The sequence below is a fragment of the Klebsiella sp. CN_Kp088 genome, assembly GCF_040064335.1.
In the GTDB taxonomy this organism is placed as follows: Bacteria; Pseudomonadota; Gammaproteobacteria; order Enterobacterales; family Enterobacteriaceae; genus Klebsiella; species Klebsiella aerogenes.
Window position 1 is genome coordinate 250,847 of sequence record NZ_JBEAIQ010000021.1, and the last position, 13,070, is coordinate 263,916.

At 36.4% G+C, this 13,070-nt stretch carries 10 protein-coding genes; all 10 read right to left on the reverse strand.

The window, feature by feature from the left end; translation table 11 throughout:
• Position 1: 1 nt before the first annotated feature.
• The gene (wcaJ, locus tag ABLV08_RS11840) at positions 2-1,399 is read right to left on the reverse strand and encodes an undecaprenyl-phosphate glucose phosphotransferase (protein ID WP_045389257.1); all 1,398 of its coding nucleotides are present in this window, start codon (positions 1,397-1,399) and stop codon (positions 2-4) included.
• 93 nt (positions 1,400-1,492) lie between these two features.
• Positions 1,493-2,647 carry a glycosyltransferase family 4 protein gene (locus ABLV08_RS11845; protein WP_045389169.1) on the reverse strand — a complete coding sequence of 385 codons (1,155 nt, stop codon included), beginning with the start codon at positions 2,645-2,647 and terminating at the stop codon, positions 1,493-1,495.
• 151 nt (positions 2,648-2,798) lie between these two features.
• Positions 2,799-3,908 carry a hypothetical protein gene (locus tag ABLV08_RS11850; RefSeq protein WP_348855889.1) on the reverse strand — a complete coding sequence of 370 codons (1,110 nt, stop codon included), beginning with the start codon at positions 3,906-3,908 and terminating at the stop codon, positions 2,799-2,801.
• Between the two features lie 103 nt (positions 3,909-4,011).
• On the reverse strand, positions 4,012-5,004 hold the full coding sequence (locus ABLV08_RS11855; protein WP_045389163.1) for a glycosyltransferase family 1 protein: 993 nt from the start codon (positions 5,002-5,004) through the stop codon (positions 4,012-4,014).
• Between the two features lie 96 nt (positions 5,005-5,100).
• The gene (locus ABLV08_RS11860) at positions 5,101-6,060 is read right to left on the reverse strand and encodes a glycosyl hydrolase (RefSeq protein ID WP_157843422.1); all 960 of its coding nucleotides are present in this window, start codon (positions 6,058-6,060) and stop codon (positions 5,101-5,103) included.
• A gap of 121 nt (positions 6,061-6,181) precedes the next feature.
• A complete protein-coding gene (locus ABLV08_RS11865) occupies positions 6,182-7,438 on the reverse strand; it encodes an EpsG family protein (protein ID WP_045389157.1) in 1,257 nt (418 codons plus the stop codon).
• 222 nt (positions 7,439-7,660) lie between these two features.
• On the reverse strand, positions 7,661-9,826 hold the full coding sequence (locus tag ABLV08_RS11870; RefSeq protein ID WP_045389154.1) for a polysaccharide biosynthesis tyrosine autokinase: 2,166 nt from the start codon (positions 9,824-9,826) through the stop codon (positions 7,661-7,663).
• Positions 9,807-10,277, reverse strand: coding sequence for a protein tyrosine phosphatase (locus ABLV08_RS11875; protein WP_072044741.1), 471 nt, complete (start codon positions 10,275-10,277; stop codon positions 9,807-9,809). Before ABLV08_RS11875 ends, ABLV08_RS11870 begins: the two co-directional genes overlap by 20 nt.
• A 2-nt stretch (positions 10,278-10,279) precedes the next feature.
• Complete coding sequence (locus tag ABLV08_RS11880; protein ID WP_045389151.1) at positions 10,280-11,416, reverse strand: polysaccharide export protein; 1,137 nt, start codon at positions 11,414-11,416, stop codon at positions 10,280-10,282.
• Positions 11,417-11,527: 111 nt separating this feature from the next.
• A complete protein-coding gene (locus tag ABLV08_RS11885; RefSeq protein WP_348855890.1) occupies positions 11,528-12,961 on the reverse strand; it encodes a capsule assembly Wzi family protein in 1,434 nt (477 codons plus the stop codon).
• Between the last annotated feature and the right edge of the window lie 109 nt (positions 12,962-13,070).

The window sequence follows — 13,070 nt, forward strand, 5'->3', positions numbered from 1 at the left end:
ATTAATATGCGGATTTGTTTATAAACCCTTTAAATATCGTTAGAAAAATAATTTTCAAATCAAGCCAAATACTCCACCCCCTAATGTAAATCAAGTCAAACTCTACCCTTTTCTCCATTTTTTCTAAGGTATCTGTTTCCCCTCTCCATCCATTCACCTGAGCTAATCCAGTAATGCCTGGTTTAACTTTATGCCTTAGCATATAACCTTGGATCAGTGATCGATATTGTTCATTGTGAGATACTGCGTGGGGCCGAGGGCCGACTACTGACATTTGGCCGAATAATACATTAAAGAACTGAGGTAATTCATCTAATGAGGTACTTCTCAAAAATTTACCGACCTTGGTTATACGTATATCATTTTTTGTTGCTTGTACGACTTTGTCATCATTCTCCATTACTGTCATTGAACGAAACTTCCAAACTTTAATCGGTTTTCCATCCATACCGTAGCGAACCTGTCTAAAAATAACAGGCCCTTGAGAAGTCATCTTCACAGCTAAAGAAATAACAATCAACACAGGAGAAATTAGAAGAATAATAATCAACGATACAATAATGTCCTCGAGTCGTTTAAATATCATATTGATACCATTAAGAGGCGTATCAAACAAAGATACCACAGGTACTCCATTTATTTCCTCTGTTCGAGATTGCAAAATATTAAAGGTGAATAAATCTGGAATCAATAAAACTGAACATGTGGTATCAGTAAGTTGACTTACAATTTCTTTTATTTTCCCCTCATCTTTCATACCAAACGCTATATATATACGATCCAACTTTCCATCTCTAGCATCTTGGATGAGTTTTCTTAAAGTACCTGCATAAGGTACGCCTTCATAATCATCAATGGGATTATCATCATAGATACCTTGCACAATAAAACCTAACCAAGGTTCCTCCATAAAGCCCTTTAATAGGTTAATACCAGCCGGCATAGAACCAACTACTGCCACATGCCTGGTATTATAACCCAATTTACGTAAAGCTCCTGCACCTAACCTTATTGAGGACCGGCAACATATAAATCCAATAGCTACGATCAAATACCATTGAATAAAAATCGTTAAACTTATTTCAAAGTCAGAATGCAATGAGACTAACCCCAATGTTAGAAGTATACTAAGGGTCCAATTTTTGAGTATTAAAATTAGCTCAGCAGATATCTTAACCCCTCGCCAAGACCGATAAAAATCAGTTATCCCTCCAATCATCTGGAATACTACTAGTACTGCTAACGATAGTAATGTTTGTGTATATCCAAACTCAATGCCATTGGCAAAGCAAATAACATACAGCCCAACAAAGATAATAGTAATATCTGAAAAGCGTTGTACCATTGAGATAAGCGAAGCATTTGCGTTTGACCGCGCTCGATGAATATAAGTTGTCATGCTGGTTTCACTCTTTTTAACCATAGGTCAACAATTTAAAATATTAATTATCAAATAATATAGCTCATCATTTTCAAAATAGTATTAAATTTATCAATATTCGATTTTTTTAGACTCTTTAAATAAACACCATTTTTGTTCTACATATTGCTTTATTTCTCTTTGGAAACGTTCATTTGAAAACCGCAAAGCATTTTTCCTACAGTATTCAGGTTTTAAAATGTGTGATTCCTGCTCAAACCTATTTACAGCAGCCATTACAGCCTCAACTTTTTGTTCATTGAAAAATACACCAGTTGGTTCTGCAACATCTATCGGGCGAATGGTTTCTAGCGCCCCCCCCTTACCAAAAGCAATAACTGGAGTGCCACAAGCTTGAGCTTCTACTGGAGTAATTCCAAAATCCTCTTCCGCGGCAAAAACAAATGCTCTTGCCTTTTTCATGTAATCTTCCATAACATGATTAGGTTGGTATCCAAGAATTTCTATATTATTACTTGCCTTTGATCTGATCTTATTCATCTCTGAGCCATCGCCAATGACAACTAATTTCTTATCAGGCATCTGACTGAATGCTTCAACAATTAGATCTATTCGTTTGTATGGTACAAGTCTTGATGCTGTAAAATAATAATTATCTTTTTCTTCACAAAAACTAAAACGCTCTACATCTACTGGCGGATAAATGACATCGGCATTTCGTCCATATACTTTTTTAATTCTTCGTGCTATAAATTTCGAGTTCGCAATAAAATGATCTACACCATTTGCAGTTCTGGTGTCCCACAAACGGATTTTATGTAAGATTATTTTTGCTAAAAGCCCTTTTAGTCCTTTATTCAACCCTGATTCCCTTAGGTATTGATGCTGCAAATCCCATGCATAACGGATAGGGGAATGAACATAACTTATATGTAACTGATCAGGGCCTGTTAATATTCCTTTAGCTACAGCATGACTGCTCGAAATAATTACATCATGAGAAGAAACATCTAGTTGTTCAACAGCCAGTGGCATCAATGGTAAATATTTTTGATATTTCCTGTTTGATAAGGGAAGCTTTTGAATAAATGTGGTTTTAGCCTTTTTATTATGAAGGTAGGCTCTTGATTCATCAGTTAAGAAATCAACCACTGAATAAATTTCAGATGAAGGATAAAGGTCTACAAACTCCTTAATAACTCTTTCAGCACCTGCATAAGTAACTAGCCAGTCTGCTACAATTCCAACGTTTAGCTCTTTTGACATAATAAACCTTTAATCCATAGTAATTAGCACAATCTAAGAATGGAATAGTCTAATAATTAGATCTAATTGCTACTGAGATAAATCTAAGTTAATGAGTGTGGAATGCAAAATAATTATTTACTAATAAGTATACCTTGCCACTAAATTATACCTATTCTATATACTCCAGAAGTAAATTAACCTTGCCAATCCAAGAGTTAGATTCTATTTTCGATGTAAAATTATCTGGTGCTTTCGTTTCAAAATATGCTTTTTTAAATGCCGAATCTATATCCAGTAGATTATCATATCTGTATAAACAGGGGGTCTGACTAACGTGCTCAATACTGGAATAAATGACATTTAAACCGCAAGACAGATACTCCCATAACTTCATCGGACTTCTGCCTTTATTTGATTCATTATCAATAAGAGGAAGGAGTCCTACTTTATAGCGATTAAGAATATCAGGCACTTTTGCATAATCTAACTCCCCTTTAAATCTTACATTGTCACATTTAACGAAAATCGGCTTTATAGCAGAAGTAAAATCTCTTGGTAGCGGTCCATAAATATCAAACATTATTTTTTTATTTTTACTAGCCAAGTGCTCGAGCGCTATAAAGTCGAATCTGTAGTCTAATGCACCGATATATACACAATCATTTCTATTCGCTGTAATATTTTTGTTATAAAATAATTTCTGATCATAACCATTTTCTATGACGTATGTTTTATTTTTTAATTGTTCACCATAATTTTCAATTAGTTCGTCTCTAACAACTACTGAGGTCGCTATTATTCTATGCGCTTCTGAACATATCTTATTTTCATAAACCCTAACTTTTTCCCCACTCATTGCTGCATAATTATCCGTGGGTCTATATACTAATTTTTTATATTTTATATTCTTCAATACAGGATAAAAGAATGGATAATCACATATCACTATATCATAATCAACATGAAATATTGAATTATCAATTACATTAGACATAAAGAAATCATTTACAATTCGTTTGAACCATGTTTCTTTCATTGTTAAAGGCAGAAAAGTTATAATGTCTTTAGCTATGATTGTGTCTATAATTTTTTTATTTCCTTTTTTTTCATTACCTATAAATCTTTTTAATTTATGAAAGTAAGAATTTGAAATTCCCGAATAGTATACACTAAAGCCTAATTCGCTCAGCATATTAGCATAATGATGACTTCCAATTTTAAATGTTGAATGTGGACCAGTGTGACTAAGAATTAGGATTTTTTTATTGGGAATTTTCATTGCTTAGTTCCATCAATTATTTATTAACATTGAAAATTTAAATCGAGGATGCAATATTAAGTACTAGACTTTACCTCATAGTTATACTTTTTAATATCCAACTTCATTTTATACTTGTTAGGTAAGTATCAACTAGTTTAGCGGTTTTACCCCACGTATAATTTTTACTATTTAACAATCCATTTTCGATCATTTTATAACAACCATTCTTATCATTAATTACTTTTTCAATACCTGACACAATTTCGCTAACCTGACACGGATCAACCAGTATAGCAGCTCCTCCAGAAACTTCACCTAAGGAGGTAGTAGCAGAAGTAATAACAGGAATGCCACTGGCTTGCGCCTCTATTACCGGAAGTCCAAAGCCCTCATAAAAGGATGGAAACACTAAGGCAGAAGCTGATCTATATAATTTCGGTAGTTCAGATGCATCTAAATATCCAGTAAATACAACTCGTTCTCTGAGCTCAAGCCGATCTATTAGTGCTTCAATACTTGCATTGGGTTTCCCTGTAAATACTAGTTTTATTTTTTTATCTATATCGGCAATTTTAAATGCATGTAAAACACCAGTTTCATTCTTATGTGTTTTTCGATTACTTACACAAAGCAAATACTCAAACCCGAAATTAATAAAATCTCCGTCAGGTCGGTATACTTCTGACACGCCATTACCTACATTTATAACTTTATCGCTAGTAACACCAGCCCACTCGATTATTCTCTGTCTAGAGAAATTAGACACAGTAAAAATATAAGACGCGTCTTTACATCCTTTTTTTATTATTGTGTTATAAAAAATCTTCTTGGCACAATTTGAATTGTCATCTCTATCGAGATGATTTAAATCATGAATCGTAAATACATATGGTATATTACTAAAGAGAGGTGGTATATAACCAGGAAAAAATACAATTGAATTTTTACTTAATAACATTTGTTTAGAGGTGCGAATTGTATCGACCGGGGAGGCTGGACTCCCTTTAAAATCAATTTCTTTATAGCCATTTATTTCGTTTATTTTTTCGTAAAAAGTACCAATACCTCCAGCATTTTTCCATCTCGGATCAATATATATATTTCTGGAACTCATGTGTTTTTCCTTTGTCAGTCAATAGCTATTTTTTACATGGCCTTATTAAACTTAATGTTAATTAGCATAGCAATGATGCTATTCAGCGATTAACATTTACTTCTCTATTTTTTTATTATTTCGCATGCTTTCAGCGATAGGTTTTCCAGTTAAATTTTCATTTAGCATACCAAAATTATGCTCTTTTTTTGTTTTGTCCGCGCCATCATTAATGAAATCGTACCACCAAACACCTTTCACATATCCGAGTTCGCTGAAATTTCTTATAATGTATTCGAAATAATCTTTTATGTCTTGTTCGTTATAATTATTATTTTTTAAGCTAGGTACTCCTATCTCTGTAATATATAATGGGAGATTGTACCCAAGGTTTAACTCATTCCGGATAAAATTTTGAAATAGCATAACTGCTGTTACTGTTTTTTCAGGAATTAGTTTTTTGTTTGGAGAAGATGCATAAATGTGTAATGAAAGACCATCAATACACGATAATACATTTTTTTCTTTCAAAACTGCTGAGAGCCACTTTAATTCATTACGATCCGATGGAGAAGTAGATCCAATAATTACTTTTTTATCTGGATTGGTCTTTTTAATCGCAGCACAAGTTTCAGATACTAATTTCGCATACATATTTGCTGATTCTATGCTCGAACCTGCTTGTAAATTTCTTTTGCCAGAACCTTGTACCCATTCATTCCAAATTTCATACATTGAAACCTTACTGCCAAAGTGCTTAACGGTCCAAAGAGAATAATTTACAAACGCAGATATAGAAGCATCAGTCGTCGGTTTTCTTTTAGGGTTTTCTAATGTTGCTTCTTCATAAACAGGATTGCCATAATCCAATATAAGAAGTGGTTTAATATCATTGTTCGCGCTAGCACTTATAAATGACTCTAACTTCTCATTACCAGGTGTGTATTTCCCTTTCTCTTTTTCCACTGAACTCCACGGATAATCAGTTCTTGTCGTTGTTATATTATAATGTTTTAATAATGATATTAGCTGTTCCGTTGTCCCATTAAAATTAGTGGGATGTATTCCTACACCCACTAACATATCCTCTGAATAGCATTTAAATGATAATAGGAACAACATTATAAACTTTAATGTACGCATACTACCTCTCTCAAGTCGTTAGTCACTCCATATTATCAGATGTTTAATATGTTAATTACTTACTAAAAAGATCACTAACATAATAAAATGGAGTTAATTCAAACCAATTATAAGTATCCCACATTTCAAAACCTGGAATCCCTCCACCAACTAACCGCTGGGGTTCAAACAAAGATAAAAGAACAAATACCAACATTAAGAATTTAAAGAAATTTGGGTATTTTTTACTAATCGGTAAAAACACATAATAAATGAAAAAACCAGGTATAATAAGAAAGAACCTGCTTGCATTTGGTAATGTAACAAAACTCATATTACAAATACTGCCCCAAAGACAAAACTCATATATCTTTTTACTTATTCCATCTATCCTCGATGTTTCTTTCTTCAAAAATATTTTATTTGCGAGCATGATGAATATAATAAGAAGATAAAACTTACCCGCTGCAATGATTTCTGATGCACCTGAAGCCCTGGCGGTTAAATAGTACTGTATTTTTTTTGCTAAAAAAGGCAAATATAATGCATTGAAAACATTTATTACTATACCTGGAAATAATGAAATACATAATGAAAAAGCAAAAAGAAAAGCAAAAATAAATATTTTACCCCAAAGCCTAACGGAAGGAAATAACAGGTAAAAGATGAATATAATTAGCGAACTACTATGTATAAATGTTGCTGTTATTATAAAAAGAATACTTGGAAACTTCTTTTTATCCCAGATATAGATTGCCATCAATAAAAAAGGGGTTGCCATTTCCTGTCTGAGCGTTTGAGTCAATAAACCAACCTGCATGAACGCTAAAGATATGGCGATTGCCATACCTTGCTCTTTTTTATCAACACTCTTAGCAAAGAAGAAATTTATCCATATTAGATAAAACGTCAAAGTAAATAACACACAAAAAAACAATAACGTTCTTGCATCAGTTATTTTGAAGAAATTTAGTATAAAATCAAGATAGATAACTATACCTAGCTCAATGCCGAGTCCAGTGGATTCAAACGTCCCATACTCTTTCCACTTGTTCAATATTGGCATATAAGTGCCAATCAAATCGTCAGACAAGCTAAAGCCTATCTCTCTAGAGACTGCAGCAAATAACAGCATTGCTACAGCTATGGCTGTTATGCCCTCTCTTATAATTTTAGATTTTGAAAATGCCCCCATTAATAAAAACACACATGACCAAAATGCAATATGTGGACTAAATAACACTCCGAAAAACATTAACATTAAAAATGAAATGTTATAAACATAGTATAATCTTGTCTGAAGGATTATAAGATCATCATTACTCTTATTCATAATAGAAACTCTGGTAAGATAAAAATTGTAAATACAGAGCATTATTTACGCTTTTATTTTAATATCATATGGTTGCGGCTTACGAATTGACATCTACAGTTAATCATCATTACCATTTAATCCTGGCACACATATATTTATTATTTCGCTTCAATAGTACATAGAAAATATTTACTATCAAAAAATAGGTGGCAATCGTCCATGAGTACCACCGCCTAGTAATTACTCTTTATCCGTATAGCTATAGCCATAATTACTATAGCCATAGCCATAGTACGTACTTGCTTTCTTAACTACCCCGTTTAATATGCATCCCTTAACTACAACACCACTTTGCTCGAATCGTTTTACACTAACATCAATTTCTTTTACAGTATTAAGTTCAAAACGCGCAATCAGTAAAGTTGTCCCAGCATAATTACCAATTATTGCTGCGTCAGTCACAGCTAATATTGGTGGTGTATCTAATATAACAATATCGTAGTTACTACTTGCCCAACTGATTAGCTCATCAAATCGTTTATGCATCAATAACTCTGCCGGATTTGGCGGCACCATACCTCTAGATATATAATCGAACCCGGCGATTGATACGTTTCTAACCGCTTTAGTTAAGTCAATTTTACCCGACAAATAATCCGAAAGCCCGGTTTCATTACCCATATTAAAAAGCTTATGGGTATAGCCTTTACGCATGTCAGTGTCGATAAATAATACTTTTTTACCCGTCTGTGAAATAATCGATGCTAAGTTAGAACTGACGAATGTTTTACCTGCATTAGGACTGGCGCCAGAAATCATTAACACATTATTTCTTGACTCCATCATTGCAAAATGCAGACTTGTTCTTAAGCCGCGTATTGCCTCGATTGCTAAATCAGCTGGATTATCAATTGCTAATAGCCCTTGATTAATTTCTGCATTATTTTTCCTACGACTGCTCTTTATTTTATTCGTTCTTTTAGCATATTCCTCAGATACTGGAATGCTTGCATAAACATTTACGCCAATTTCTTCCAACTGCTCAGGGCTTTCGATTCCTCTACGTAAAAATACTCGAAGAAGGACAATACCAATCGAAAGCATGGCACCAAAAATCATACCGGCCAATACTATCAGTACCTTTTTTGGTTTAACCGGGATTGGTTGAGTGACTGCATCATCAATTATGCGCACATTCCCAATAGCACTCGATTTAGCGATATTAAGTTCTTGTTGGCGGTTTAATAATTGCATATAAACAGCCCGACCAGATTCAACATCTCTGCTTAATCGCAGAATCTCTTGCTGAGTTTCTGGCATTGCCGTCACTCGTTTATTGAGTTTCCCTTTTTCATCTTGTAAAGTTTTTCTTTTCTCCATTAAAGCTTTGTATGTAGGATGCTCTTTTGTGAAAAGCTGTGAAATCTCTGACTCACGAAAAGTTAATTCATTTAGTTGATTATCAACATTGACTATTTGGTCAAGTACAGATTTAGCCTCAAGAGATAAATCAACAGAATCATTCTGCCTTCTATAAGCATTAAGTTTATCTTCTGCAACATCCAAGTCCCCTCGAACCTTAGGCAGTTGCTCTGACAGAAAATCTAAACTTTTAGCATCTTGTGCAGCTTGCCGTGAAATATTTTGAGCCAAATAATTATTACTAATACTATCCACGATTTGTTTAATTAAATCAGGATCGCTACCAGTCAATGATATAGATAATATCCCAGTATCTTTACCCTGATCCGATATATTTAGTACATCTTGAAGAGATGTTATCGCCTTCAATTTAGATACATACTCTATATCGAATACAACACCAGGTTCAGCATCTAATTTATCAACCTTAATTGAAATGCCTTTTTCATCTAGTAATTGACCGACCTTTCCATGTAATTCAGTATCGTCTGAAGAAATAATATAATTAGATGAGTCAACTACTTTTAGTTTTAATTTAGGTGTTTCATCATCTTTTTTAGCTACATATAGCCTTGAAATTGCAATTTGCGCAGGTTTATCTCCACTTAAACGAGCCAGCCCTCTACCAAAAAGGGGAAAATAGTGCTGTGTTGCTATAGATTGAAGATTCAAATCATCAACAGTTTTCCCTAAAATCATCCTAGACCGTAACAAGGCGATTTCAGGTGCTGATTGTGGTTGACCGTCTGGCAACATCTGACTTAAGTTGCTTAAAATTGCGTTGCCTTGTTTTTGCTCCACCTGTACTAATGCATCAGCCTGATAAATAGGTGTTGCAAATAATGCGTAAACCAATGCTAAGAGAGTAAATAATGACACTATGGATATTATTAACTTACGGTGATCAATAACCTCCCCGATTAGACGGCTTAGATCAATGTCTTCTATTTCTTTATCTACAGGTTTATTTTTTACGGATGACATGCGCGTTTCCCTGATTATTTAAGCTTAGTTTTTCAACCCACAGTTGACCGGCCTGTTCGATTAATTTATATACTGAAGAAAATGCTTCATCACTTTTACGATATGGATCGGGTATCTCTCTTTGATTAAGCCAATGTCCGAAAAGCATAGTCTTTCCCCTTGCTTCAGGTGCTATTCTACCGATTTGATCAATATGAGATTTTTCCATCACCAATATCAAGTCATACTGTCTTCCGAGAGAAGAGGTAAACTGCTGTGCTTTATGCCCTTCTAACGACAAATCATGAATGGATGCTATTCTCACGGCAGATGTATCTGCACCATGATCAACAAGGGCTCCTGTACCTGCAGAATCTATTTTCTTGTCACCTAGGTATTTACGTAAGAAACGCTCTCCAATTGGAGAGCGACAAATGTTACCGGTACACACAACTAAAATTGAATCAAACATATTTATGGCCAAGTTTTTATATAACGAGTGGTTTCAGTCATATCATGTACACCCGTAATGGTCGGTACAAGTTGAGATACAACCCTGTTCCAACGAACCAATGGGGCAGTTGTTACATAAACAATATCATACGGTTGTAACTGAAACTCCGTACCAAGTACCATTGCAGAAGCATCTTGCGCATTCAGTTGATATATATTAGCGATTTTACCTTGCTTATCCCCTTTCAACTGGCGAACAACGAATATCCCTGTTGCATCGCTCATCGCTTGAGAGATACCTTCAGCATTTCCTATCGCCTCAGCTAATGTCATGCCGCTGCGATCCATTTTCAGGGTACTTTGCTTACCAACCTCACCCATCACAAACACTTTTAAATCATCATTACGTGGTACAAACAGAATGTCCCCGGGATATAAAAGATGGTTTTGAGTTAGGTCTCCCTTCTGCATCAACGCATATAAAGATATTTTGGTATCTTTACCATTATGGGTAAGTACTACATTTCGCCAATCTGCATCAGCGGACAGGCCGCCAGCAGCATTAATTGCGTCCATAACAGTTAATGGTATGTTCGTTATTGCTTGCTTACCAGAGGTAGTCACCTCTCCAGTAACGTATACTTTCTGAGATCTAAATGCCGCAATGCTGACATCAACCTGTGGACTTTCAATATAGGTAGTTAAACGACTTGCAATGATTTGTCGTACCTCGGCCAGAGTTTTGCCAGCTACCTGAACCTTACCAATATATGGATAGAAGATTGTGCCATCGGAGTTAACCCAGTTACCAGTATCACTCGCACTGCGATATTGGCCTGCTGGCGTGGTCAGTTCAGGGTGATCCCAAACTGTTACCATCAATACGTCACCAACCCCGATATGATATTCATAGCTTTTAAGCAAATTATCTAATTGAGGGTTCGATTGTGCCAGTACTGTTTCAGGTCGTAGTTGTTCAACCAGACCGGGGGTCATTGGGTATACATTAACCAATTTATCCAAATCGTAATCGCTATCCGGAAGTTCAACTACATTTTTGCGCAAGCTGTTCAACCCCTGACCCGGAACAATAGTACAAGCTGTCAAAAAGCTGATTGCCACCGCCACTGCTGAAACCCTAACAATTTTTTTCTTCATAATGTCACATCATCAATAAACCAAATTATGTCAATTACTGATTCGCTGTATGAGTACTTATTGATTAGTCGTTAATAATCAATAGTTGCTGCATTCTTCTCAGCATCAAGCCTATAAACTAAAAGGAATCTCTATCCCTGCGCTGACACCAACATCGTCGCTATCGCTGTTATCGGCATCCGTGTACCAAAGATTAGTATTCAATCTAACAGATTTATAAACATCGCCACTCCAACCCAACTGTATACCTTTTAGCGTATCTGAGTTAGGAAACGCTTTATTGATAGACTGATTTTCCGGATTTACCTTTGCATACACCAGACGGGTACTCCAGCGCTGATTATCTTCAGTAACCAATTCGATTTTACCTGCAAACAGCTGCCCATCCCCTCCCATGGCATCGCCTAGAGGATAGCCTTGCTGATAATAACCATCTTTATAAATGTGGTGGGTATAGCTGTAATTGGTCCGATTCATATTGGAACGGGTATCATGGCCTTCCACATACCAGTTAATCGCATTTTTCCCCCAGCCATGATGACCTTCGATACCGCCCAGGTACATATTTGCCGAAGGTAAACCACCTGCTTCATCCTCACCAATCATCTGGCCATAGAAGCTAACGGGCCACCCTAATGTAGGTTCAAGCTTAAATTTAAAGTCGAAGCCTGCAAGCTGGTTGCCCGGTTCATTATCGGTGCCGGTATTATCCTGTCCGGTAAACCCATCCCAGAAACTGCTAAACGATTCTGGTCGCCCTTCCCCACCCCACTGCATTATGCGTGAAGCGCCAAGTTCAAGTGACTGGAACGGCGAGAAAGTTAAACGGCCGCCAATGATTTTGGTATGCGGCACCGCAGTATACTGGTTCATCTGGCTGGCGGAAATTTGATACTGCCACGGCCCAATCCAGCGCAGCCACCATGTCTCCGGAGCAGCTTGTTCAGCGCGCTGCATTAAAAAACCGGTCATCGGTCTGGCTGCATCTCCGCGGATCAGGCTGCCTTCATAACCAGGCCCCCACCATTGCGGCACCTGACCAAATGATAACCACTGGTTCCAGAACTTGACGGCGCCGTATGCACCATTGGCATTAAAACGTGAACCGTTGCTAATACGTTCGCCGCCTTCAACATTGCCCTGCAAATGCACATCCCACCACTCACCGCTGTTATTAAAAGCAAGAGAGAGCGAGTTATCTGCCGGCTGGCTTTGGCCAAAGCCCTGTGGCGTACCTGGTTGGTCAGTCGACGTATAGCCGCTAACGCGAAAATCCGCCTTCAGATTAGAAAGCCGCTGATTGATGCGCGCCAGTACGACTTGTTCAGAGGAATATGAAGGTTTTGCTTTTTTCAACGCTCGGGTGATTTCTTCCTGACTGAGCGGCCAGGTGGAAAGACTGAGATGAATGACCCCACGATCGGAAAGCCATGCCAGATCGTTACGCAGTTCATTATCATTTTGCACCAATCCAGCTGCATATACCTGTGAGCTAACTGATGCAACCAGACCCAAAGCAAGTGCGATACGAGCAATTTTCATCATTGTTCAAGTTCCATTTACGAGTCCCTTCCCACCAGGTGGGTACGGCAATGGGGATTTTTAAGAATCAGGAGCTTATGAGTTCGACAAGCCTATTTTTTACAACAGCGAT

Bases quoted from the DNA above. Each gene is read 5' to 3' on its own strand.
- wcaJ (WP_045389257.1), bottom strand. From the start codon at position 1,399: ATGACAACTTATATTCATCGAGCGCGGTCAAACGCAAATGCTTCGCTT.
- ABLV08_RS11845 (WP_045389169.1), bottom strand. From the start codon at position 2,647: ATGTCAAAAGAGCTAAACGTTGGAATTGTAGCAGACTGGCTAGTTACT.
- ABLV08_RS11850 (WP_348855889.1), bottom strand. From the start codon at position 3,908: ATGAAAATTCCCAATAAAAAAATCCTAATTCTTAGTCACACTGGTCCA.
- ABLV08_RS11855 (WP_045389163.1), bottom strand. From the start codon at position 5,004: ATGAGTTCCAGAAATATATATATTGATCCGAGATGGAAAAATGCTGGA.
- ABLV08_RS11865 (WP_045389157.1), bottom strand. From the start codon at position 7,438: ATGAATAAGAGTAATGATGATCTTATAATCCTTCAGACAAGATTATAC.
- ABLV08_RS11870 (WP_045389154.1), bottom strand. From the start codon at position 9,826: ATGTCATCCGTAAAAAATAAACCTGTAGATAAAGAAATAGAAGACATT.
- ABLV08_RS11875 (WP_072044741.1), bottom strand. From the start codon at position 10,277: ATGTTTGATTCAATTTTAGTTGTGTGTACCGGTAACATTTGTCGCTCT.
- ABLV08_RS11880 (WP_045389151.1), bottom strand. From the start codon at position 11,416: ATGAAGAAAAAAATTGTTAGGGTTTCAGCAGTGGCGGTGGCAATCAGC.
- ABLV08_RS11885 (WP_348855890.1), bottom strand. From the start codon at position 12,961: ATGATGAAAATTGCTCGTATCGCACTTGCTTTGGGTCTGGTTGCATCA.